Source organism: Klebsiella sp. GW_Kp181 (assembly GCF_040062315.1).
Lineage (GTDB): Bacteria > Pseudomonadota > Gammaproteobacteria > Enterobacterales > Enterobacteriaceae > Klebsiella > Klebsiella oxytoca.
The window spans coordinates 72,857-95,532 of sequence record NZ_JBEAFR010000088.1; the positions used below are offsets into that span (position 1 = coordinate 72,857).

Consider the following 22,676-nt stretch of genomic DNA (forward strand, 5'->3'; position numbering starts at 1 on the left):
TTAAGCCTGCCCGACGTACAAATAAATCGCCAGGAAGTGGCACACGCTACCGCCCAGCACAAAGCCGTGCCAGATAGCGTGGTTGTACGGAATACGCTTACAGACGTAGAAAATAACCCCCAGCGAATAGACGACCCCGCCCGCCGCAAGCAGCGTCACGCCGCCAATCGCCAGCTTAATCGCCAGCTGATAAACGACGATCAGCGACAGCCAGCCCATAGTCAGATAGGTCACTAAAGAGAGGATCTTAAAACGATGCGCAATCGTCAGCTTAAACAGGATCCCCAGCAGCGCCAGGCTCCAGATGACGATCATCAGCCCGCGCGAGAGCGGCGAATTTAGCCCCACCAGCAGAAACGGCGTGTAGGTTCCGGCAATCAGCAGGTAGATGGCGCAGTGGTCGAATTTTTTCAGCCACAGCTTAGCCCGCTGATGCGGAATCGCGTGATAGAGGGTCGAGGCGAGGAACAGCAAAATCATGCTGCCGCCGTACAGACTGTAGCTGGTGATAGCCGTTGCGCCGGCGTTGCTATCTACCGCCTGCACCAACAACAGCACCAGACCAACAATACCGAACACCAGCCCGATCCCGTGACTGATGCTGTTGGCAACTTCCTCTGCCAGAGAATATCCCTGTGTGATTAACGATTTGCGAACCATATTTGACTCCGAAAACCCGTACGCTTTCAATGCACACTTAGGTTAACTGAGAATGATTCCAGTGAACACCTGTTCGCTAAAATAAAAAGGTGAATATTTATGAACAGTATAAAATCAAAAGCTTACATAAAAATTTCAACTAACAGACGTTCACTATTTTATTAAAGCTTTTCGAATTCAATAACATAAAACTGCTTTTCTTCAGGATAGATCTCCGCAATCACCTCACGCAGCTGCGCCAGCGTCATGTTTTCCTGCTGCGCATGCAGTTCGGTCAGCGTATCCAGCGTTACCGTTGAGGTGGCCACCACGCGAATAGTGCAAAAATAGCCGTCATCTTCATAGCGGCCAACGCGCAGCACATCGCCCGTTTTAAAGTGCGATTCAGCAGCATCACGGATGGTAATCGTTTTGCGTCCGGCGAGAATGTCGTCCTGAAAACGCTGAAAAAAGGTTATGTCATTTGCCTGCATGATATCATTCCGTCCTGGTCATTATGAATTGTGAGTTTGCCACTGTGAGTATCTTCTCCCACGCCGCTATCGCCAGTCTCAATAATCTTGAGATGATGGTCTATCACTACGTCATTAAAAATCGCGACAAAGTGATGTACATGACCATCCGCGAGCTGGCGGAAGCGGCCGGAGTCTCCACGACTACCGTTCTGCGCTTCTGCCGCAAGCTGCAGTGCGAAGGCTACTCGGAGTTTCGCGTACGCTTTAAATTATATCTGGAGCAGAATGAGCCTCAACAGGCAAATATCGGCGCCAGCGAAATAATGAGCTTTTTTAAAAGCATCAATAACGATGAATTTGACCAACTGCTCGAGCAGGCGGTTGATATTATACTCGCTTCGGAAAGAATTATTTTCGTCGGCGCCGGCACCTCCGGCGCGCTGGCAAAATATGGCGCACGTTTCTTTTCTAACGTCGGAAAATTCAGCAATCATATCGACGATCCTTATTTTCCGGTGACCAATGATATGGCGCGTAATGCTCTGGCTATTGTGCTGTCGGTCTCCGGTGAAACCGAAGAAATCCTGCGCTTTGCCAGCCAGTTCAGCCTGCATCGCTGTAAAGTGATGTCCATCACCAGCCACGAGCACTCGCGGCTGGCAAAGCTCGCCGACTTCAATCTCTCCTGGCACGTTCCGCAAACGCGCATCGGCGGCGTCTACGATATTACCACGCAGATCCCGGTTATTTATATTCTGGAAACGCTGGGCCGTAAATTAGCGCGCAAACTCGTCTGAAAATAACACGGTGTTTTTCCGATGTAACAAATTCCATTTCAGGCAAATTGTTATATCGTGACATTTATATTCCCTTTGTTAGACTCGCAGCCAACAGCCATTATGACGAGATGAGCAAAGATGAAAAAAATCCCTTTACCAAAAGACTTTTTATGGGGCGGTGCGGTCGCCGCACATCAGGTTGAAGGCGGCTGGAATAAAGACGGCAAAGGCCCGAGCATCTGCGACGTGCTAACCGGCGGCGCGCACGGCGTACCGCGTGAGATAACCCAGCAGGTCGAGCCGGGTAAATACTACCCCAACCACGAAGCCATCGACTTCCACGGCCGCTATAAAGAAGACATCAAGCTGTTCGCCGAGATGGGCTTCAAGTGCTTCCGTACTTCCATCGCCTGGACGCGCATCTTTCCGCAAGGCGACGAAACCCAGCCAAATGAAGAAGGGCTAAAATTTTACGATGACATGTTCGATGAACTGCTGAAGTACAACATCGAGCCGGTTATCACCCTCTCCCACTTTGAGATGCCGCTGCATCTTGTTCAGCAGTACGGCGGCTGGACCAACCGCAAAGTGGTCGATTTCTTTGTGCGTTTTGCCGAAACGGTCTTCGAGCGCTATAAGCACAAAGTGAAATACTGGATGACCTTCAACGAGATCAACAACCAGCGTAACTGGCGCGCTCCGCTGTTTGGCTACTGCTGCTCCGGCGTAGTCTATACCGAACATGAAAACCCGGAAGAGACCATGTACCAGGTGCTGCATCATCAATTCGTCGCCAGCGCGCTGGCGGTGAAAGCGGCGCGTCAAATCAACCCGGAAATGCAGGTTGGCTGCATGCTGGCGATGGTTCCTCTCTATCCGTACTCCTGTAAGCCGGAAGATGTGATGTTTGCGCAGGAATCGATGCGTGAACGCTACGTCTTTACCGACGTACAGCTGCGCGGCTACTACCCGAGCTACGTCCTGAACGAGTGGGAACGCCGCGGTTTCAATATCAAAATGGATGAAGGCGATGCGCAAATCCTGCGTGAAGGCACCTGTGCGTATCTCGGCTTCAGCTACTACATGACCAACGCGGTGAAAGCGGAAGGCGGCACCGGCGACGCAATTTCCGGCTTTGAAGGCAGCGTGCCCAATCCGCATGTCAAAGCCTCCGACTGGGGATGGCAAATTGACCCGGTTGGCCTGCGCTATGCGCTGTGCGAACTGTATGAACGCTATCAGAAACCGCTGTTCATCGTCGAAAACGGTTTTGGCGCGTACGATAAAGTAGAAGAAGACGGCAGCATCAACGACGACTACCGCATCGACTATCTTCGCGCTCACGTTGAAGAGATGATCAAAGCGGTGACCTACGATGGCGTTGAACTCATGGGCTACACCCCGTGGGGCTGCATCGACTGCGTCTCCTTCACAACCGGTCAGTACAGCAAGCGCTACGGCTTCATCTACGTCAACAAGCATGACGACGGCTCCGGGGATATGTCCCGCTCGCGCAAAAAGAGCTTTAACTGGTACAAAGAGGTTATCGCCAGCAACGGCGAGAAACTGTAATCATCTTGCCCCTTCCCCTCGGGAGGGGCAAAACTTCCCACAAAACAGACACTTCTTTACAGCATTAGCGTTGCTTACGCGCCCTCAACCGATAAGATAAACCGCAACAATCGTTGAGCTGCTGACGTTTACTCAGTGAATCAACGCCGCACGCTGCCGGCCGTTACGGCGCATTACAATGTAGAAAAATGATGCTTAAAGTCTTCAGACAGCTCCTGACATGGATCCTGATTGTTGCCGCCGTCAGTCTGACGGTGGATTATCTACGCAGGCCCGCGCTGCCGCAGAATTTCTCCAGCATGCCGCTGCAAACGCTTGATGGTCGAACGGTCGATCTGGCGGCAATGAGCCAGGAGCGTCCCTTATTACTGTACGTCTGGGCAACCTGGTGCAGCGTATGCCGCTATACCACCCCGTCGGTGGCTGCTTTAGCCGACGATGGCGGTAATGTTATGACGGTAGCGTTACGTTCGGGCGATAACGCCACCCTGGCGCGCTGGCTGGCGCATAAAAAAATGGCACTGCCGACGATCAATGACCCCAGCGGTCAGCTATCCCAACGGTGGGAGGTACAGGTCACGCCGACTCTTATCGTTATCTCGCGCGGCGAGGTGAAGTCAGTCACCACCGGCTGGACCAGCAACTGGGGAATGCGCCTGCGGCTATGGCTGGCATCATAGCGTATTTCCCTGCTCGCGCTGCGCTTAGCAGGGCTACCCGTTCGCTGCGATATACCGATTTTGTTCCCCGGGCAAGGCGTTAGCCGCGCCCCGGGAAATGGATTGCCTGCTATCTCCCGCCCGCCAGCTCGAGGAAGCTGCCGGTCACGTAGGAGGCCTTATCACTCAGTAGCCAGACGATCGCCTGCGCCACCTCTTCCGGCTGCCCGCCGCGCTGCATGGGCAGCATCGACTTGACGCGATCCACGCGTCCCGGCTCGCCGCCGCTGGCGTGCATGTCGGTATAGATTAATCCGGGGCGCACGCCGTTAACCCGAATGCCCTGCGCCGCGACCTCCAGCGACAATCCGGTGGTCAGGGAATCAACCGCGCCTTTTGAAGCGGCATAATCCACGTACTCTCCCGGCGCCCCGAGGCGCGATGCTGCGGATGAAACATTCACAATCGCCCCACCTTTACCGCCATGCTTGTGCGACATCCGCTTTACCGCCTCCCGGCAGCAAAGGAAGTAGCCGGTAACATTGGTGGCCAGCACCCGGTTAATTCGCTCGGCGCAAAGGCTTTCAATCGTCCCTTGGGTAAATAAAATCCCGGCGTTATTGACCAGCGCGGAAAGCGGTTCACCGAGGCGGTCGATAGCGGCGAACATCTCCATCACCTGCGCTTCATCGCTGACGTCCGCCCGGAGCGCAACGGCTTTGCCGCCGCAGGCGCGAATCTCATTCACCACGTCGGTCGCGGCAGCGTTATTCTGATGGTAATTCACTACCACGGTGTACCCTTCCTGCGCCAGCAGCAGCGCCGTCGCTTTACCTATTCCGCGGCTACCGCCCGTCACCAATGCTATCGTCATACCATTCTCCCAAAAAATAAAGGCGCCGCAGCGCCTTTAAAAAATAGCCTAATCAGCAGATTACTGATATTCGCTCATCGGTACGCAGGAGCAGAACAGATTGCGGTCGCCGTAAACATCGTCCAGACGCTTAACGGTCGGCCAGTATTTATTGTTCAGCCCGGCCGGGAACACCGCCAGTTCACGAGCGTACGGATGGTTCCACTCGCTCACCAGTTCACCCTGAGTATGCGGCGCATTCACCAGCGGGTTATCCTCCAGCGGCCACTCGCCGGCTTTCACGCGGTCAATTTCACCGCGAATCGCCAGCATCGCATCGATAAAGCGGTCCAGCTCCACTTTGCTTTCCGATTCGGTCGGTTCCACCATCAGCGTGCCGGCGACCGGGAAGGACATGGTAGGGGCGTGGAAACCATAATCGATCAGTCGCTTAGCGATATCCAGCTCGCTGATGCCGGTCTCTTCTTTCAGCGGACGAATATCCAGAATGCATTCGTGCGCCACGCGACCGTCGCGGCCGGTATACAGGACCGGGAACGCGTTTTTCAGACGGGTAGCAATGTAGTTGGCGTTCAGAATCGCCATCTGGCTTGCCTGTTTTAGCCCTTCTGCGCCCATCATCCGGATATACATCCAGCTGATCGGCAGAATGGAGGCGCTGCCGAACGGCGCGGCGGAAACTGCGCCCTGACGGGTCAGCATGCCTTCAATTTGCACCACGCTGTGGCCCGGTACAAACGGCGCCAGGTGCGATTTGACGCCGATAGGTCCCATCCCGGGACCGCCGCCGCCGTGCGGAATGCAGAAGGTTTTATGCAGGTTAAGGTGCGAGACGTCCGCGCCGATAAAGCCTGGAGAGGTAATACCGACCTGGGCGTTCATGTTCGCGCCGTCAAGGTAAACCTGGCCGCCAAACTGATGCACCACTTCGCACACTTCGCGAATAGTCTCTTCGTAGACGCCGTGGGTGGAAGGATAGGTGACCATAATGCACGAGAGGTTCGCCGCATACTGCTCGGCTTTGGCCCGCAGATCCGCCAGGTCGATATTGCCGTTTTTATCGCAGGCGACCACCACCACCTGCATCCCCGCCATCTGCGCGGAAGCCGGGTTGGTACCATGTGCGGAGCTTGGGATCAGGCAAATATCGCGATGCCCTTCGTTACGGCTCTCGTGATAATGGCGAATCGCCAGCAGGCCCGCGTATTCACCCTGCGCGCCGGAGTTCGGCTGCATGCATACCGCATCATAGCCGGTCAGCTTAACCAGCCAGTCGGAGAGCTGAGCGATCATCTGGTGATAGCCTTCGGCCTGATCGACCGGGCAGAACGGATGCAGTTCGGCAAATTCCGGCCAGGTGATGGGGATCATCTCGGCGGCGGCATTCAGCTTCATCGTGCAGGAGCCCAGCGGGATCATCGCCTGGTTCAGCGCCAGATCCTTACGCTCCAGCGCGTGCATATAGCGCATCATCTCGGTTTCGCTGTGATAGCGGTTGAACACCGGATGAGTGAGGATCGCATCGTCGCGCAGCATGCTGGCCGGGATTGAACGGCTGTCCAGGGCCACATCTTTATCCAAAGCGTCGATATCCAGGCCACGATCGTCGCCAACGATAGCGCGGAACAGGTTCAGAACGTCTTCACGAGTGGTGGCTTCGTCGAGCGTGATCCCGACGGCGTGATGAATATCGCTACGCAGGTTGATCTGCAGCGCTTCCGCCCGCGCCAGCACAGCCGCTTTATCAGCCACTTCCACGCACAGGGTGTCAAAGTAGTGCGCATGGCGGAGCTTGAGGCCTTTTTTCTGCAGACCTGCGGCCAGAATATCGGTCAGGCGATGAATGCGGCTGGCGATACGCTTCAGGCCGGCCGGGCCGTGGAACACGGCGTACAGGCTGGCAATATTGGCCAGCAGTACCTGGGAGGTACAGATATTGGAGTTCGCTTTCTCGCGGCGGATATGCTGCTCGCGGGTCTGCATCGCCATGCGGAGCGCGGTATTGCCCGCCGCATCTTTCGATACGCCGATAATACGGCCCGGCATGGAACGTTTGAATTCATCTTTTGCGGCAAAAAACGCCGCGTGCGGGCCGCCGTAGCCCATAGGTACGCCGAAGCGCTGGGCGGAGCCAAACACAATGTCCGCGCCCTGCTTGCCCGGAGCCGTCAGCAGAACCAGCGCCATAAAATCGGCTGCGACGCTGACAATCACTTTGCGCGCTTTCAGATCAGCAATCAGTTTGCTGTAATCATGAACCTCGCCGGTCGTCCCTACCTGCTGCAGCAGCACGCCGAAGACGTCCTGATGGTCGAGGGCTTTCTCGGCATCATCGACAATCACATCGAAACCGAAAGTTTCTGCGCGGGTACGTACCACGTCCAGAGTCTGCGGATGAACATCGGCGGCAACAAAGAAACGGTTAGCGTTTTTCAGTTTGCTCACGCGTTTGGCCATTGCCATCGCTTCCGCGGCGGCAGTGGCTTCGTCCAGCAGCGAGGCCGAAGCAATATCCAGACCGGTCAGGTCGAGCGTCACCTGCTGAAAGTTCAGCAGTGATTCCAGGCGACCCTGGGAAACCTCCGGCTGATAAGGCGTGTAGGCGGTATACCAGCCCGGGTTCTCCAGCATATTGCGCTGAATAACCGGAGGCAGCTGCACGGCGGTGTAACCCATGCCAATGTATGACTTGAAGCGCTTGTTACGACCGGCAATCGCCTTCAGCTCCGCCAGCGCGGCGAATTCCGTGGTTGCTTCGCCCACCTGCGGCGGCGTCGCCAGCTGAATATCCTGCGGCACAATCTGGCCAATCAGGTCGTTAAGCGAATCGGCGCCAACGGTATTCAGCATCTCCTGCTGCTGTCGGGCGTCCGGGCCGATGTGACGTTCAATAAAGGCGTCACGGTTTTCAAGCTGGCCTAAAGTCTGGGTCATGAGCGATGGTTCCTGAACGTGCGGTGAATCGTGATTGTCTGACTGGTTTGCCCGGCGAGCACTGATGCTTACCGGGCCAGAATATGCAAAATCATTCGCGTTGCAGGAAGCCAACGCCACTGCTACGTGAAGGAAGATGCGTATTTATTCGTCTTCTAACAGAGCTTCGTATGCGGTCGCATCCAGCAGCGCGGCAACCTGAGCTTCATCGCTGGCTTTAATTTTAAAAATCCAGCCGCCGGTGTACGGCTCGCTGTTGACCAGCTCAGGCGAGTCGTTCAGCTCTTCATTGACGGCAACGATTTCGCCGCTAATTGGCGCGTAGATATCGGAAGCCGCCTTGACGGATTCGGCCACCGCGCAGTCGGCGCCCGCTTCAACGGCGGCGCCCACTTCAGGCAGGTCAACGAAAACCATATCGCCAAGCAGCTCCTGCGCGTGCTCGGTGATTCCGACGGTATAGGTACCGTCCGCTTCTTTACGCAGCCATTCGTGTTCTTTGCTGTATTTCAGTTCTGCTGGTACGTTGCTCATTAATTCATCTCCAAATGGGAAATCACACCACGGCTTTGCCGTTGCGTACAAAAACGGGTTTCGTCACTTTGACCGGCATTTCGCGGTTGCGAATCTGCACCACGGCGGTTTCACCGATGCCTTCCGGTACGCGCGCCAGGGCAATACTGTAGCCCAGCGTCGGGGAGAAGGTCCCGCTGGTGATAATGCCTTCTTTCTGATTGCCCTCGGCATCGCTGAAGCGTACCGGCAGGCCGCCGCGCAGAACGCCTTTCTCGGTCATCACCAGACCGACCAGCTGTTCGGTGCCTTTTTCACGCTGGAGTTCCAGCGCCTCACGCCCGATAAAGTCACGGTCAGCAGGCTCCCAGGCAATGGTCCAGCCCATGTTAGCCGCCAGCGGAGAGACGCCTTCGTCCATCTCCTGGCCATAAAGATTCATTCCCGCTTCCAGACGCAGCGTATCGCGCGCGCCAAGGCCGCACGGCTTAACGCCCGCGTCCAGCAGGCCGCGCCAGAAATCCACCGCCTGCTCGTTCGGCAGCGCGATTTCATATCCCGCTTCGCCGGTATAGCCGGTGGTTGCAATAAACAGATCGCCCGCCTGCACGCCAAAGAAAGGCTTCATGCCTTCTACAGCCTGGCGCTGCGCGTCGGTAAACAGCGTCGCCGCTTTCTCTTTTGCCTTTGGACCTTGTACAGCGATCAGGGAAAGATCGTCACGCACGGTCATTTCAAGACCATAGGATTCAGACTGCTGGGTGATCCAGGCGAGGTCTTTTTCACGGGTGGCGGAGTTAACAACGAGGCGGAAATAATCTTCAGAAAGGAAATAAACAATCAGGTCGTCAATGACGCCGCCAGAGGCGGTCAGCATGCCGCTATAGAGCGCTTTGCCCGGGACCGTGAGCTTCGCCACGTCGTTAGCCAGCAAATAGCGCAGGAACTCGCGAATTCGGCTGCCGTGAAAATCAACGATGGTCATGTGCGACACATCGAACATTCCGGCATCACCGCGCACCGCATGGTGCTCATCGATCTGGGATCCGTAATGCAGCGGCATCATCCAGCCATGGAAATCCACCATGCGCGCGCCGCATAGCGTGTGTTGTTCAAACAACGGAGTCTGTTGAGCCATCTTTTCCTCATCGAATAAAACGGAACCAGCCACTATTTTTGCCAATATTGCGCCACGAAACGCGCCGCCAGCATCGCAAACGGATGCCGACGCAAACGTTCTCTTTGGCCTGAACTTACCACCGATATCCGCACTAAACCATAAGCCCGGCCAGGACATCACATTAGCTTATGACCAAAATCACCCGAAGAGGCTACAGAATTTTTACCTACAAAAAAGCGATTAAGCCCGCACAAAAACAAACAACAGCGTTAAAAAAGCAGAGCATGATGATATTTTCTGCGAAAAGATGAGCCTAATTTCTATAACAAAAAAAAGGTGACATTAATAAAACTAATGCGAAAAAAGAGGTGAAATTAGATTATTTCAAATGAGAGGGAAAACCCGGCGCGCAGGCCGGGAGAGAGAAGTGTGACGTACTTAACGTAACCAGGCCGGGAGATCGTTTAGCCCCATTGCTTGTCGAATAAGCTGCGGCTTCACGCCAGGGAGAGTATCCGCCAGCTTGAGTCCAATATCGCGCAGCAGCTTTTTCGCCGGATGGCTGCCGGAGAACATGTCGCGGAAGCCCTGCATCCCCGCGAGCATCACCGCAGCGCTGTGCTTGCGGCTGCGCTCATAGCGACGCAGATAGAGATGCTGGCCGATGTCCTTGCCCTGCGCATGCAGGCGCTTCAGCTCATCAATCAGTTCGGCGGCATCCATAAAGCCAAGATTAACGCCCTGCCCCGCCAGCGGATGAATGGTATGGGCGGCATCGCCAACCAGCGCCAGACGGTGGGCGGCAAACTGCCGCGCGTAGCGGCCGGTGAGCGGAAAAACCTGACGTTCGCTCTCTACGGAACACAAACCCAGACGGTTATCGAAGGCAATATTCAGCGCCTGATTAAAAGCGGCCTCGTCTGCCTGCCGCATTCGTTCCGCCTCTTCAGGAGACAACGACCAGACAATAGAACAGAGATGAGGATCGCTTAACGGCAGGAACGCCAGAATACCATCGCCGTGAAATACCTGACGCGCCACCGCTTCGTGCGGCTCTTCGGTGCGAATAGTGGCAACCAGCGCATGATGTTGATAATCCCAAAAGGTCAGCGGGATATCGGCTTTATTACGCAACCACGAATTGGCGCCATCGGCGCCAACCACCAGCCGGGCGGTTAACATGCTGCCGTCCTGCAGGTTAAGAAAGGCCTCATTCTCGCCCCACGCGACCTGCTGCAGCTGCGCCGGGGCCAGTAGCGTGACGTCAGCACAGCGCTGCGCTTTTTGCCACAGAACATGATGCACCACGGCGTTTTCAATAATATGCCCAAGGTGGCTAAAGCCCATGCTCTGGTCATCAAAGCTGATACGGCCAAAACTGTCTTTGTCCCACACTTCCATACCGTGGTAGCAGCTGGCGCGCCGGGCGACTATGTCCTCCCAGACGCCCAGTTTGTTCAGCAGCTTCTCGCTGGCGGCATTAATTGCCGACACCCGCAGCGCCGGCGGCGCATCCGCGCTTAACGGCTGCGGCGCGGCCTGCTCCAGCACGGCGACGCGCAATCCACTGCCCTGCAAACCACAGGCAACCGCCAGCCCCACCATTCCACCGCCAACAATAGCGACATCAACACTTTGCACGTTTCACTCCTTAACGGGGGACCCAACCGAGGGTACGCTGCGCCAGCGCATCGCGCGCCGGGGTAAATAATTCCATCGCCATCAGGCCTGCGTTGCGCCCCGCCACCAGCGGCGCCCAGCGATTAGCGAACAGATGCACCAGCCCATCGGTCACACCGACGGTGGCGGCTTTATCTGCGGCGCGGCGGGCCTGATAGCGGCTCAGTAGCGAATAGCCACCCGGATCCTCTCCTTCGGCATGCGTCTGCGCCAGCATTTCCGCCAGGCTCATCACGTCGCGCAGGCCAAGGTTAAAACCCTGTCCGGCAATAGGATGCAGCGTTTGCGCCGCATTGCCGACCAGCGCCAGACGATGGGCAATGGTGCGGGTAGCTCGGGTGAGCGAGAGCGGATACGCGCTGCGCTTGCCTGCCTGGACGATCCGGCCAAGACGCCAGCCGAATGCCTGCTGAAGTTCATGACAGAAGCGTTCGTTCGACCAGCTCAGGACCTCTTCTTGCCGCGACTGCGGATGACACCACACCAGGGAGCAGCGGCCCTGCGACATGGGCAGCATCGCCAGCGGACCGTGTTGGGTAAAACGCTCGAAGGCACGCCCGTTGTGCGGCACTGCGGTACTGACGTTGGCAATAATCGCCAGCTGTTCATAGGGCTCTTGCTGCCAGCTGATACCGCAGCGGGCCCCCAGCGTTGAGCGCGAGCCATCGGCCGCGACCAGCAGTTTACCGCTGAGCGTTTCGCCGTTGTCCAGAACCAGGCTTACGCTCTCTTCGCGGCGGCTAACATTTTCCACTTTTGCCGGACAGTGTAGCGTCACGCCCGGCGCTTTACGCAGCTGGGCAAACAAGCGTTGGCCGACGTCGTGCAGCTCAACCACCTGACCCAGCGCCGCCAGCCCATAGTCCTTAGCCTCGAGCGTCACAAACCCCGCGTGACCGCGATCGCTGACGTGAACGCGCTGAATAGCCGTGGCGCGGTCGGCAATTTCCTGCCAGATATCAACGCGAGCCAGCTGCTGACAGGTGCCGGCAGCAAGTGCGATTGCCCGGGCGTCAAAGCCCGGATGCCCGGCAGATTCCGGCGCTGTTGCTTCAATCAGGTGCACCGGCAGCTTACCGCCGGTCAGACGAGATATTGCCAGCGCCAGCGTCGCGCCGGTCATTCCGCCGCCAACGATCAGTACGCTCATAGCTGGCGCGCCGCCGCCATCAGCGCCTCGATATCATCCGCTTTTTTCACTACGCCAGCGGTGAGGTTTTCATTACCGTCTTCGGTAATGACGATGTCGTCTTCAATACGAATGCCGATGCCGCGGTACTGGGCCGGGACGTCGGCATCCATCGCGATATACAGCCCCGGTTCCACGGTCAGCACCATTCCCGGTTCGAGAATACGCGAGCGGTCGACGTCATAGTTGCCGACATCATGTACGTCGAGCCCCAGCCAGTGGCTCAGGCCATGCATAAAGAAAGGACGATGAGCGTTATTAGCAATTAGCTCATCAATTTCACCTTTCAGGATCCCCAAACGCACCAGGCCGGTAATCATGATCCGCACTACCTGCTGATTAACCTCGTTAATGGAGGTGCCGGGGCGATAAAGCTTCAGCGAGGTTTCCAGAGACTCAAGAACGATATCGTAAATCTCGCGCTGCGCCGGGCTAAACTTGCCGTTTACCGGGAAGGTTCGGGTGATATCGCCCGCATAGCCGCGATATTCGCAGCCTGCGTCAATCAGCACCAGATCGCCATCGCGCAGTTCGCTTTCGTTTTCGGTGTAGTGCAGGATGCAGCCATTTTCGCCGCTGCCCACGATGGTGTTGTAAGAGGGATAGCGCGCGCCGTGACGGTTGAACTCGTGGAGGATCTCGCCTTCCAGATGATATTCAAACATCCCCGGACGACATTTTTCCATGGCGCGGGTATGCGCAAGGGCGGAGATCTCGCCTGCGCGGCGCATCACCTCCAGCTCTTCCGCCGACTTAAACAGGCGCATCTCATGCACCATCGGCCGCCAGTCAATGACCGAGTTTGGCGCCTGCAGATTCTGCCGCACGCCTTTGCGCAGTTTTTCCAGCGCGTTGAACACGATTTCGTCGGCGTAGGCATATTCGCCCTGCGCAAAATAGATAGCATCGAGGCCGTTAAGGAGCTGGAACAGCTGCTGATTGATTTCACTAAATGCCAGCGCGCGATCGACGCCCAGCTTCTCAGGCGCGGCATCCTGCCCAAGGCGTCGGCCAAACCAGATTTCAGCAGTCAGATCGCGCACGCGGTTAAACAACACGCTGTGGTTATGCGTCTCATCGCTTTTAATCAATACCAGCAGCGCTTCAGGCTCATTAAAGCCGGTGAAGTACCAAAAATCGCTGCTCTGGCGGTAGGGATATTCCGAATCTGCGCTGCGTACCGCTTCCGGCGCGGCAAAAATTAACGCGGCGCTGCCTGGCTGCATCTGCGCCAGTAGAACCTGGCGACGAGAGAGAAATTCCTGCTGAGTCATGACGCCCCCTGAACGATTTAATGATTAATTAGTGTAGCGTCGGTTTTTGCACTTCCGGCGCAGTGGGTTTCTGGAGAGAGAAAGTGTCGTGACACAGCAACGCGGCAACGCGTACGTATTCGATAATCTCTTCCAGAGACATTTCGAGCTCTTCCTGATCCTCGTCTTCGTCATACCCGAGCTGAGCAATATTGCGCAGATCGTCGATGGCTTCACCCGTTTCGTCTTTGACTTTATCCAACTTGGGCTGCGTTACGCCCAGCCCAAGCAGAAAATGGTTCACCCAACCCGCCAGCGCATCGGCGCGATCGAACACGCTCACCTCATCGCCATCCGGGAGGTAGAGCTGGAATAAGAAGCCGTCGTCCTCCAGCGAATCACTGGTGGCGGAATGCATGTTACGCAGCGACTGCGCCAGCTCATGCCCAAAAGCCAGGCCTTCGTTGGTCAGGTCGTGCACCAACGGCTGCCAGCTGCTGTCTTTATTGCCGCCGCACAGGATCCCGCTGATCAGACCGTGCATTTCGGCAGGGGTTAATCCTACCCCTTGTTGGTTCAGTAACTGGTCTACAGCGTTGTAACCAGGCATTTCGTTCTGTATAGACATGCGCATTCGTCATCGTTGGGAGGAATATTCATGATATGCTACCACTTTGGACCCTGGTGAACCAGAATAGGGCTTGTATCTTAGAACCAGGGTAGCTATAGTGTCGCCCCTTCGCAGACCCTCCCAGGGCGTGAAGGCCGCGCAGTCAATCAGCAGGAAGGTGGCATGTCTGCACAACCCGTAGATCTCCAAATTTTTGGCCGTTCACTGCGAGTGAATTGCCCGCCTGAACAAAGGGATGCCCTGAACCAGGCAGCTGACGACCTGAATCAGCGGTTGCAAGATTTAAAAGAACGCACTAGAGTCACAAATACTGAGCAGCTGGTCTTCATCGCCGCGTTGAACATCAGCTATGAGTTGACTCAGGAAAAAGCGAAAACCCGCGACTACGCCGCCAGCATGGAACAGCGTATTCGGATGCTTCAGCAGACCATCGAGCAAGCATTGCTTGAGCAAGGTCGCATAAGCGAAAGACCCGGGCAGAAGTTTGAATAACACTTTGCATTTAACTGTGTTAGAGTAATCGCAAGAACAAAATTTCTCTGAGATGTTTGCAAGCGGGCCAGTCCCCTGAGCCGATATTTCATACCACAAGAATGTGGCGCTCCACGGTTGGTGAGCATGCTCGGTCCGTCCGAGAAGCCTTAAAACTGTGACGACACATTCACCTTGAACCAAGGGTTCAAGGGTTACAGCCTGCGGCGGCATCTCGGAGATTCCCTTCCTTTCGTTTTATCCCCCATAAGTTAATTTTCGGCTTTTACCGTCGTGTATTAGACTACGCCTGTTTGTATCGTTTGCTCACCGATGAGACTCAGGTATGACCCTATTGCCAGATGCCCCCTATACCAGACAGCAAATTCGCCAGCAGATCCGCCAGCGCCGACGCGCGTTAACGCCGGAGCAGCAAACGCAGTTCGCCCTCCAGGCGGCGGACAGAATGATAGCTTATCCGCCGGTTCTGCTCGCGCAGACGATCGCGGTATTCCTTTCGTTTGATGGCGAGCTGGATACGCGGCCGCTTATTGACCAGCTCTGGCGGACAGGCAAACGGGTTTATCTCCCCGTGCTTCATCCGTTCAGCCCCGGCAATCTTCTGTTTCTGCACTACCACCCAAGCAGCGAGCTGGTGGTGAATCGTCTGAAAATCCGCGAACCGAAACTCGACGTGCGCGATGTCCTCCCACTTAGCCAGCTGGATGTGCTGGTAACGCCGCTGGTAGCATTTGATGCCGCCGGACAGCGCCTGGGTATGGGCGGCGGATTTTACGACCGGACGCTGCAAAACTGGCGGCAGCATCGCCTGCAGCCGGTCGGCTACGCGCATGATTGCCAGCAGGTCGACGCGCTGCCAACGGAGCAGTGGGATATCCCGCTGCCAGCGGTCATCACGCCGTCAAAAACCTGGCTCTGGTAAAACGTCCGAACAATTGACATTGCTGTTTTTTTCACCTAAATTCCTGGGTAAAGGGTGAGGGAGGCGAACCTCCCTCCTGCATTCTCTCTGTTAATATGCTGGCCAGGCGATGATTAACAGGATAAGCAGCATGATGAAGAGTCTCATCATCGTCCCTTTCCTTTTAGAGCCCCTGCCTCGGTAGGGGCTTTCCCGTTTCAGCCCCACGCTGAGTCTTTAGCGTAAATCCCTTTCTTTCAGGCACAACGACTTCAATCGGCTTTAATCACCGTTTGCGGCAAGACTCGCAAAGCATCTGGAGGACGACGGAAAGTTGCAGGGAGGGGCAATCAGGAGAAAAGGGGCAGGTCGATGACCTGCCCGCTGGTAAAAAAGGCGTTAGAACAGCAGACGGGCGCGGATAGTGCCAGGAATAGCCTTCATCGCCTGCAGCGCAGCCTGCGCCACATCTTCTTCGGCTTCGATATCAATCACCACGTAGCCCATTTGCGCAGTGGTCTGTAGATACTGCGCTGCGATGTTAATGCTCTGGGCGGCAAAAATCTGGTTAATCGCGGTCAGTACGCCCGGACGGTTTTCATGGATATGCAGCAGACGGCGCCCGCCGTGCAGCGGCAGCGACACTTCCGGGAAGTTCACCGCAGAGAGCGTTGAACCATTATCAGAATACTTCGCCAGCTTGCCCGCGACTTCCAGACCGATGTTTTCCTGCGCTTCCTGAGTTGAGCCGCCAATATGCGGGGTCAGGATAACGTTGTCGAACTCACACAGCGGAGAGTTGAACGGATCGCTGTTGGTCGCCGGTTCGGTCGGGAACACGTCGATCGCCGCGCCCGCCAGGTGCTTGCTCGCCAGCGCATCACACAGCGCCGGAATATCTACCACGGTACCGCGGGAGGCGTTGATCAGCAGCGCACCCGGTTTCATCAGTGCCAGCTCTTCCGCGCCAATCATATTCTTCGTTGAGGCATTTTCCGGCACGTGCAGGCTTACCACATCGCTCATGTTCAACAGATCGGAGAGATGCTGTACCTGAGTCGCGTTACCCAACGGCAGTTTGCTTTCAATATCGTAGAAATAGACGTGCATCCCCAACGATTCGGCAAGAATGCCCAGCTGCGTACCGATGTGGCCATAGCCGATAATACCCAGCTTTTTGCCGCGCGCTTCAAAGCTGCCAACCGCCAACTTGTTCCATACGCCGCGGTGCGCTTTGGCGTTTGCCGCCGGCACGCCGCGTAGCATGAGCAGAAGCTCGCCGATCACCAGCTCCGCAACGGAACGGGTATTAGAGAACGGGGCGTTAAATACCGGAATACCGCGTTTTGCCGCCGCATTTAAGTCAACCTGATTAGTACCGATACAGAAGCAGCCAACCGCAACCAGTTTTTCCGCCGCCGCGAAGATCTCTTCAGTCAGATGAGTACGGGAACGCAGGCCGATGAAATGGGCATCACGAATGGACGCTTTCAGCTCTTCGCTGTCCAGCGCGCCTTTGTGAAATTCGATATTGGTGTAGCCTGCTGCGCGGAGGCTGTCCACCGCTTTTTGATGCACACCTTCAACCAGCAGAAATTTAATTTTGTCTTTTTCCAGTGATACCTTAGCCATTTCCCCGTCCTGTTTTTGTCTTAACTGATGTCGTGCGGAACGAAAGTTCTTCTCAGCAACATATCAAAAAAAACTATTGCGGCAATATGAACGTTTGCGTCGACAACCTGAAGAAATATCAATCAGCGGGAAATAGCAGGACAAAACACCAGAAAGTAAAAGAAAGGTAGATTGTTACTAAGACAAGGCGCATAAATGTGACAGAAGTCACCAAAATAGGCCTGGAGAAAAAATATTTGCGAGGGAGCCATTCGCTCCCTCGGTTCAGACTATTTAGTGATAGTTTTTACACCATCAGCGGTGCCAATCAGCGCGACGTCCGCACCGCGATTCGCAAACAGGCCGACGGTCACGACGCCCGGAATACCGTTAATGGTATTTTCCAGCGCAATAGCGTCCAGGATTTCCAGACCATACACATCGAGGATCACGTTGCCGTTATCGGTCACGACGCCCTGGCGGTACTCCGGACGGCCGCCCAGCTTAACCAGCTGACGCGCCACGGCGCTGCGCGCCATCGGGATCACTTCCACCGGCAGCGGGAATTTACCCAGGATGTCCACCTGCTTGGAAGCATCAGCGATACAGATAAATTTGTCAGCGACCGAAGCGATAATCTTCTCGCGCGTCAGCGCCGCGCCGCCGCCTTTAATCATTTGCATATGGCCGTTGATTTCATCAGCGCCGTCGACATAGATGCCAAGACGGTCAACGCTGTTAAGATCAAAAACCGTAATACCGAGGCTTTTCAGTTTTTCAGTAGAGGCATCAGAGCTGGAAACCGCGCCTTCAATCTGTCCTTTCATGGTGCCCAGCGCATCAATAAAATGCGCCGCCGTGGAGCCCGTGCCGACCCCAACGATGGTGCCCGGTTGTACATACTGCAATGCCGCCCAGCCTACTGCTTTTTTCAGTTCATCTTGCGTCATGATTATGGTCCGAGATGTGAATTCCTGTGGCGCATTATAGAACATCAGGGGGGTCATTGTCCCTGCGACGGCGATCACACAACGCAGTCGCCATTTTTTCATCTTCATCAAAAACAAATTTATGTCATAGTGCGAGTTAACGAAAAGTATTAGGGGGCACGCCAGAGCAATGAAACGACCGGACTACAGAACACTACAGGCGCTGGACGCGGTAATCAGGGAACGAGGGTTTGAGCGCGCCGCGCAGAAGCTTTGTATTACGCAGTCCGCCGTCTCTCAGCGCATCAAACAGCTGGAAAACATGTTTGGACAACCGCTGCTGGTACGTACCGTACCGCCGCGTCCCACCGAACAGGGGCAAAAGCTACTGGCCCTGCTGCGCCAGGTTGAACTGCTGGAAGAGGAGTGGCTGGGCGATGAACAAACCGGCTCAACGCCGCTGCTGCTGTCGCTGGCGGTCAACGCCGACAGTCTCGCCACCTGGCTGTTGCCCGCGCTCTCCAGCGTGCTTTCCGACTCCCCTATTCGCCTGAACCTACAGGTGGAGGACGAGACCCGAACCCAGGAACGCCTGCGCCGCGGTGAAGTCGTCGGCGCGGTCAGTATCCAGCCGCAGGCGCTGCCAAGCTGCCTGGTCGATCAGCTCGGCGCCCTCGACTATCTGTTCGTCGCCTCGAAAGAGTTTGCCCAGCGCTATTTCCCCAATGGGGTGACCCGCTCGGCGCTGCTCAAAGCGCCGGTGGTGGCATTCGATCATCTCGATGATATGCACCAGGCCTTTTTACAGCAGAACTTCGATTTGCCGCCGGGCAGCGTTCCCTGCCATATCGTGAACTCTTCGGAAGCCTTTGTGCAGCTGGCCCGCCAGGGGACAACCTGCTGTATGATTCCGCATCTGCAAATTGAGCGAGAGCTGAACAGCGGCGAACTTATTAATCTCACGCCGGGCCTGTTCCAGCGCCGGATGCTCTACTGGCACCGTTTTGCGCCGGAAAGCCGTATGATGCGCCGGGTGACCGATGCGCTGATCGATTATGGCCATAAAGTGTTGAGACAAGATTAAGCCTCCCAGGCAGGTCGGCGCCGTCCGGCCTGCATGACCCACTTTCTTCTATTCATATCTTTGAAATTCATCACAAAATAGAACATTTTATGCGGCAAAAAACGACGCGCTGATGGCTATTTTTTGCTGGCGACAGAGCGTCTTAAAAGGCTCACCGTATTTGCAATACCCTATTTTATTGCGCATACGGAGCACAAAATGTCAGAGTTACGAGAGTGGCAAACGCTCGCCAACAAGGAGCTTAGCCGGCGGGGAAAAACCGTCGATGCTCTGGTAAAACAGACGGCAGAAGGGATTGCCGTTAAACCGCTGTATACCGAAGCCGATATTGATAATCTGGAAGTGACCGGCACCCTGCCCGCCCTGCCGCCTTACGTCCGCGGCCCCCGCGCCACCATGTATACCGCCCAGCCGTGGACCATCCGCCAGTACGCTGGTTTCTCAACCGCGAAAGAGTCCAACGCCTTCTATCGCCGCAACCTCGCTGCCGGGCAGAAAGGGCTTTCCGTCGCCTTCGATCTCGCGACCCATCGGGGCTATGACTCCGACAATCCTCGCGTGGCGGGCGACGTGGGGAAAGCGGGGGTAGCGATCGATACCGTCGAAGATATGAAGATTCTGTTCGATCGCATCCCGCTGGATGAAATGTCCGTGTCGATGACCATGAACGGCGCGGTGCTGCCGGTAATGGCGTTTTATATCGTCGCGGCGGAAGAGCAAGGCGTTGCGCCGGAACGGCTCACCGGCACGATCCAGAACGATATTCTGAAAGAGTATCTGTGCCGGAATACCTATATTTACCCGCCGAAGCCCTCAATGCGCATTATTGCCGACATCATCGCCTGGTGTTCGGGCAATATGCCGCGCTTTAATACCATCAGCATCAGCGGCTATCACATGGGCGAAGCCGGAGCCAACTGCGTGCAGCAGGTGGCCTTTACCCTGGCCGACGGCATCGAATACATTAAGGCCGCGCTCTCCGCCGGCCTGAAAATCGATGACTTCGCCCCGCGCCTGTCGTTCTTCTTCGGCATCGGCATGGATCTGTTTATGAACGTCGCGATGCTGCGCGCCGCACGCTATCTGTGGAGCGAAGCGGTGAGCGGCTTCGGCGCCACCAATCCAAAATCGTTAGCCCTGCGCACCCACTGCCAGACTTCCGGCTGGAGCCTCACCGAGCAGGATCCCTATAACAACGTGATCCGCACCACCATCGAAGCGCTCGGCGCCACGCTCGGTGGCACCCAGTCGCTGCATACTAACGCCTTTGATGAGGCGCTCGGCCTGCCCACCGACTTTTCCGCACGTATCGCGCGTAATACGCAGATCATCATCCAGGAGGAGTCGGAGATCTGCCGCACCGTTGATCCGCTGGGGGGATCGTATTACGTCGAGTCGCTGACCGATCAAATCGTTAAGCAGGCGCGAGCCATTATGCAGCAGATCGACGAAGCGGGAGGGATGGCGAAGGCGATCGAAGCCGGACTGCCGAAACGGATGATCGAAGAGGCCTCTGCCCGCGAGCAATCGCTGATCGACCAGGGCAAGCGCGTCATCGTCGGCGTTAATAAGTACAAGCTGGAAAAAGAAGATGAAACGGCAGTGCTGGAGATCGACAACGTCAAGGTACGCAACGAGCAGATCGCCTCGCTGAAAAAAATACGGGCCAGTCGGGACGATGTGACGGTAAAAGCCGCGCTGAACGCCCTCACCCACGCCGCGCAGCATGATGAAAATCTGCTGGCCGCCGCCATCAACGCCGCCCGCGAGCGCGCCACGCTGGGCGAAATCTCCGACGCACTGGAGGTGGCTTTTGACCGCTATCTGGTGCCCAGCCAGTGCGTCACCGGCGTGATTGCGCAAAGCTACCATCACTCAGATAAAGCCGCCTGCGAGTTTGACGCCATTGTTGCGCAAACCGAAAAATTCCTCGCGGATCGCGGCCGTCGCCCGCGCATTTTGATCGCCAAAATGGGTCAGGACGGTCACGATCGCGGCGCCAAAGTGATCGCCAGCGCCTATTCCGATCTTGGCTTCGATGTTGACCTGAGCCCGATGTTTTCTACCCCGGAGGAGATCGCCCGCCTCGCCGTGGAGAACGACGTACACGTGGTTGGCGCCTCATCGCTGGCGGCAGGCCACAAAACGCTGATCCCCGAGCTGGTCGATGCGTTGAAAAAATGGGGACGGGAAGATATCTGCGTCATCGCCGGCGGCGTCATTCCGCCGCAGGATTACGCGTTTCTGCAGGCGCGCGGCGTGGCCGCTATTTATGGCCCCGGCACGCCGATGCTGGAGAGCGTACGCGACGTCCTGATGAGGATTAGCCAGCATCATGATTAACTCATCCACCCTGAGCGACGCCATTCGGCGATTACGTTTGGGCGAGCGGGCCACGCTCGCCCAGGCCATGACGCTGGTGGAGAGTCAGCATCCCCGCCACCAGGCGCTGAGCGCCCAGCTGGTCGATGCGATTATGCCCTTCACCGGCAACGCCCTGCGCCTCGGCGTCACCGGCACGCCGGGAGCCGGAAAGAGTACCTTTCTGGAAGCCTTCGGCATGCTGCTGATTCGCCATGGCCTGCGGGTCGCGGTGATAGCGGTCGATCCAAGCAGCCCAATCGGCGGCGGCAGCATTCTTGGCGACAAGACGCGCATGATCGAACTGGCGCGCTCGGACTCGGCATTTATCCGCCCGGTGCCCTCGAGCGGCCATCTGGGCGGCACCAGCCTGCGCACGCGGGAGCTGATACTGCTGTGCGAAGCAGCGGGCTATGACGTGGTCATTGTCGAAACCGTCGGCGTCGGCCAGTCGGAAACGGAGGTCTCCCGCCTGGTGGACTGCTTCATCTCGCTGCAGATCGCCGGCGGCGGTGACGATCTGCAGGGCATTAAAAAAGGGATCATGGAGATGGCGGATATCGTGGTTATCAATAAAGATGATGGCGAGAACCGCGCCAGCGTGGCTATCACCCGCCATATGTATGAATCCGCCCTGCATATTCTGCGCCGCAAGCACGCCGCATGGCAGCCGCGCGTTTTGAGCTGTAGCGCGCTGGAGCAGCGCGGTATCGAAGCCGTCTGGCTCGCTATCCTTGACTTCAAAACCACCCTCACCGACAGCGGCGATCTTGAAAAGCTGCGCCAGCGTCAGGCGCTGGAGTGGCTGCAAAAGCAGACCGAAACCGAGGCGCTGCATCTGCTGTTTGCCCGAGCGGACTTTGATCGCTACTTCCAGCAAACGCTACAGGCGGTGAAAAACAATGGCCTCTCGCCGCGCACCGGCCTGCGGCAGATTAGCGAATTCCTCCAGAATCATTACTTTGCATAAAGGGATAGT

Annotated in this window: 20 protein-coding genes and 1 other RNA gene; 9 read left to right on the top strand and 12 right to left on the bottom strand. The window is 56.4% G+C overall.

The annotated features are described in order from the left end of the window. Both ABLV11_RS27345 and yqfB read right to left on the bottom strand, forming a co-directional pair. Window positions 1–660: a hemolysin III family protein gene (locus ABLV11_RS27345; protein ID WP_064344096.1), complete on the bottom strand. Its 660-nt coding sequence runs from the start codon at window positions 658–660 to the stop codon at window positions 1–3. A 161-nt stretch (window positions 661–821) separates the two neighbouring features. Next, complete coding sequence (yqfB, locus tag ABLV11_RS27350) at window positions 822–1,133, bottom strand: N(4)-acetylcytidine aminohydrolase (RefSeq protein ID WP_126489545.1); 312 nt, start codon at window positions 1,131–1,133, stop codon at window positions 822–824. 50 nt (window positions 1,134–1,183) lie between these two features. Between yqfB and ABLV11_RS27355 the strand changes: the two genes are divergently transcribed. The 3 genes from ABLV11_RS27355 to ABLV11_RS27365 all read left to right on the top strand — a co-directional run bounded on the left by ABLV11_RS27355 (window position 1,184) and on the right by ABLV11_RS27365 (window position 4,146). Further along, complete coding sequence (locus ABLV11_RS27355) at window positions 1,184–1,912, top strand: MurR/RpiR family transcriptional regulator (protein ID WP_064352017.1); 729 nt, start codon at window positions 1,184–1,186, stop codon at window positions 1,910–1,912. Between the two features lie 120 nt (window positions 1,913–2,032). Then, window positions 2,033–3,466, top strand: coding sequence for a 6-phospho-beta-glucosidase (locus tag ABLV11_RS27360; RefSeq protein ID WP_163529888.1), 1,434 nt, complete (start codon window positions 2,033–2,035; stop codon window positions 3,464–3,466). A gap of 188 nt (window positions 3,467–3,654) precedes the next feature. After that, window positions 3,655–4,146, top strand: a complete 492-nt coding sequence (locus tag ABLV11_RS27365; protein WP_126489547.1) for a protein disulfide oxidoreductase — start codon at window positions 3,655–3,657, stop codon at window positions 4,144–4,146. A 109-nt stretch (window positions 4,147–4,255) separates the two neighbouring features. On the opposite strand, the gene ABLV11_RS27370 is transcribed toward ABLV11_RS27365, so the two are convergent. The 8 genes from ABLV11_RS27370 to ABLV11_RS27405 form a co-directional block, all read right to left on the bottom strand. Next, on the bottom strand, window positions 4,256–4,999 hold the full coding sequence (locus ABLV11_RS27370) for an SDR family oxidoreductase (protein ID WP_224329836.1): 744 nt from the start codon (window positions 4,997–4,999) through the stop codon (window positions 4,256–4,258). Window positions 5,000–5,059: 60 nt separating this feature from the next. Continuing rightward, window positions 5,060–7,933, bottom strand: a complete 2,874-nt coding sequence (gcvP, locus tag ABLV11_RS27375; protein ID WP_004105583.1) for an aminomethyl-transferring glycine dehydrogenase — start codon at window positions 7,931–7,933, stop codon at window positions 5,060–5,062. Between the two features lie 144 nt (window positions 7,934–8,077). Then, window positions 8,078–8,467, bottom strand: a complete 390-nt coding sequence (gcvH, locus tag ABLV11_RS27380; RefSeq protein WP_004105585.1) for a glycine cleavage system protein GcvH — start codon at window positions 8,465–8,467, stop codon at window positions 8,078–8,080. A 22-nt stretch (window positions 8,468–8,489) separates the two neighbouring features. Continuing rightward, on the bottom strand, window positions 8,490–9,584 hold the full coding sequence (gene gcvT / locus ABLV11_RS27385; protein WP_004105587.1) for a glycine cleavage system aminomethyltransferase GcvT: 1,095 nt from the start codon (window positions 9,582–9,584) through the stop codon (window positions 8,490–8,492). Between the two features lie 420 nt (window positions 9,585–10,004). Then, window positions 10,005–11,207 (bottom strand): FAD-dependent 2-octaprenylphenol hydroxylase, encoded by a 1,203-nt coding sequence (gene ubiI, locus ABLV11_RS27390; RefSeq protein WP_070556763.1) that lies wholly within the window; start codon window positions 11,205–11,207, stop codon window positions 10,005–10,007. A 10-nt stretch (window positions 11,208–11,217) separates the two neighbouring features. Further along, on the bottom strand, window positions 11,218–12,396 hold the full coding sequence (gene ubiH, locus ABLV11_RS27395) for a 2-octaprenyl-6-methoxyphenyl hydroxylase (RefSeq protein ID WP_348856095.1): 1,179 nt from the start codon (window positions 12,394–12,396) through the stop codon (window positions 11,218–11,220). Further along, a complete protein-coding gene (pepP, locus tag ABLV11_RS27400) occupies window positions 12,393–13,709 on the bottom strand; it encodes a Xaa-Pro aminopeptidase (protein WP_224329839.1) in 1,317 nt (438 codons plus the stop codon). The genes ubiH and pepP overlap by 4 nt, the downstream gene beginning before the upstream one ends. Before the next feature lie 28 nt (window positions 13,710–13,737). Further along, window positions 13,738–14,316: a YecA family protein gene (locus ABLV11_RS27405; protein WP_016809851.1), complete on the bottom strand. Its 579-nt coding sequence runs from the start codon at window positions 14,314–14,316 to the stop codon at window positions 13,738–13,740. A 165-nt stretch (window positions 14,317–14,481) separates the two neighbouring features. Between ABLV11_RS27405 and zapA the strand changes: the two genes are divergently transcribed. From zapA to ABLV11_RS27420, 3 genes are all read left to right on the top strand, one after another. Continuing rightward, entirely contained in the window at window positions 14,482–14,811 is a 330-nt protein-coding gene (zapA, locus tag ABLV11_RS27410; RefSeq protein ID WP_004105598.1) for a cell division protein ZapA, read from the top strand. 41 nt (window positions 14,812–14,852) lie between these two features. Further along, window positions 14,853–15,036: non-coding RNA, 6S RNA (gene ssrS, locus ABLV11_RS27415), on the top strand. A 100-nt stretch (window positions 15,037–15,136) separates the two neighbouring features. After that, a complete protein-coding gene (locus ABLV11_RS27420) occupies window positions 15,137–15,733 on the top strand; it encodes a 5-formyltetrahydrofolate cyclo-ligase (RefSeq protein WP_201520656.1) in 597 nt (198 codons plus the stop codon). 378 nt (window positions 15,734–16,111) lie between these two features. On the opposite strand, the gene serA is transcribed toward ABLV11_RS27420, so the two are convergent. Both serA and rpiA read right to left on the bottom strand, forming a co-directional pair. Continuing rightward, window positions 16,112–17,344 carry a phosphoglycerate dehydrogenase gene (serA, locus tag ABLV11_RS27425; RefSeq protein ID WP_105889166.1) on the bottom strand — a complete coding sequence of 411 codons (1,233 nt, stop codon included), beginning with the start codon at window positions 17,342–17,344 and terminating at the stop codon, window positions 16,112–16,114. Between the two features lie 269 nt (window positions 17,345–17,613). Then, window positions 17,614–18,273 carry a ribose-5-phosphate isomerase RpiA gene (rpiA, locus tag ABLV11_RS27430; RefSeq protein WP_004105606.1) on the bottom strand — a complete coding sequence of 220 codons (660 nt, stop codon included), beginning with the start codon at window positions 18,271–18,273 and terminating at the stop codon, window positions 17,614–17,616. 169 nt (window positions 18,274–18,442) lie between these two features. Here rpiA and argP point away from each other — a divergent pair, with 169 nt between their 5' ends. The 3 genes from argP (at window position 18,443) to meaB (ending at window position 22,667) form a co-directional block, all read left to right on the top strand. After that, a complete protein-coding gene (argP, locus tag ABLV11_RS27435; protein WP_004105608.1) occupies window positions 18,443–19,336 on the top strand; it encodes a DNA-binding transcriptional regulator ArgP in 894 nt (297 codons plus the stop codon). Window positions 19,337–19,534: 198 nt separating this feature from the next. Continuing rightward, window positions 19,535–21,679 (top strand): methylmalonyl-CoA mutase, encoded by a 2,145-nt coding sequence (gene scpA / locus ABLV11_RS27440; protein WP_126489548.1) that lies wholly within the window; start codon window positions 19,535–19,537, stop codon window positions 21,677–21,679. Beyond that, window positions 21,672–22,667 carry a methylmalonyl Co-A mutase-associated GTPase MeaB gene (meaB, locus tag ABLV11_RS27445; protein ID WP_016809854.1) on the top strand — a complete coding sequence of 332 codons (996 nt, stop codon included), beginning with the start codon at window positions 21,672–21,674 and terminating at the stop codon, window positions 22,665–22,667. Before scpA ends, meaB begins: the two co-directional genes overlap by 8 nt. Window positions 22,668–22,676 lie beyond the last annotated feature (9 nt).

Bases quoted from the DNA above. Each gene is read 5' to 3' on its own strand.
- gcvT (WP_004105587.1), bottom strand. From the start codon at position 9,584: ATGGCTCAACAGACTCCGTTGTTTGAACAACACACGCTATGCGGCGCG.
- yqfB (WP_126489545.1), bottom strand. From the start codon at position 1,133: ATGCAGGCAAATGACATAACCTTTTTTCAGCGTTTTCAGGACGACATT.
- ABLV11_RS27420 (WP_201520656.1), top strand. From the start codon at position 15,137: ATGACCCTATTGCCAGATGCCCCCTATACCAGACAGCAAATTCGCCAG.
- zapA (WP_004105598.1), top strand. From the start codon at position 14,482: ATGTCTGCACAACCCGTAGATCTCCAAATTTTTGGCCGTTCACTGCGA.
- gcvH (WP_004105585.1), bottom strand. From the start codon at position 8,467: ATGAGCAACGTACCAGCAGAACTGAAATACAGCAAAGAACACGAATGG.
- ABLV11_RS27360 (WP_163529888.1), top strand. From the start codon at position 2,033: ATGAAAAAAATCCCTTTACCAAAAGACTTTTTATGGGGCGGTGCGGTC.
- scpA (WP_126489548.1), top strand. From the start codon at position 19,535: ATGTCAGAGTTACGAGAGTGGCAAACGCTCGCCAACAAGGAGCTTAGC.
- ABLV11_RS27365 (WP_126489547.1), top strand. From the start codon at position 3,655: ATGATGCTTAAAGTCTTCAGACAGCTCCTGACATGGATCCTGATTGTT.
- meaB (WP_016809854.1), top strand. From the start codon at position 21,672: ATGATTAACTCATCCACCCTGAGCGACGCCATTCGGCGATTACGTTTG.
- rpiA (WP_004105606.1), bottom strand. From the start codon at position 18,273: ATGACGCAAGATGAACTGAAAAAAGCAGTAGGCTGGGCGGCATTGCAG.
- ABLV11_RS27405 (WP_016809851.1), bottom strand. From the start codon at position 14,316: ATGTCTATACAGAACGAAATGCCTGGTTACAACGCTGTAGACCAGTTA.
- serA (WP_105889166.1), bottom strand. From the start codon at position 17,344: ATGGCTAAGGTATCACTGGAAAAAGACAAAATTAAATTTCTGCTGGTT.
- pepP (WP_224329839.1), bottom strand. From the start codon at position 13,709: ATGACTCAGCAGGAATTTCTCTCTCGTCGCCAGGTTCTACTGGCGCAG.
- argP (WP_004105608.1), top strand. From the start codon at position 18,443: ATGAAACGACCGGACTACAGAACACTACAGGCGCTGGACGCGGTAATC.
- ABLV11_RS27345 (WP_064344096.1), bottom strand. From the start codon at position 660: ATGGTTCGCAAATCGTTAATCACACAGGGATATTCTCTGGCAGAGGAA.
- gcvP (WP_004105583.1), bottom strand. From the start codon at position 7,933: ATGACCCAGACTTTAGGCCAGCTTGAAAACCGTGACGCCTTTATTGAA.
- ubiH (WP_348856095.1), bottom strand. From the start codon at position 12,396: ATGAGCGTACTGATCGTTGGCGGCGGAATGACCGGCGCGACGCTGGCG.
- ABLV11_RS27370 (WP_224329836.1), bottom strand. From the start codon at position 4,999: ATGACGATAGCATTGGTGACGGGCGGTAGCCGCGGAATAGGTAAAGCG.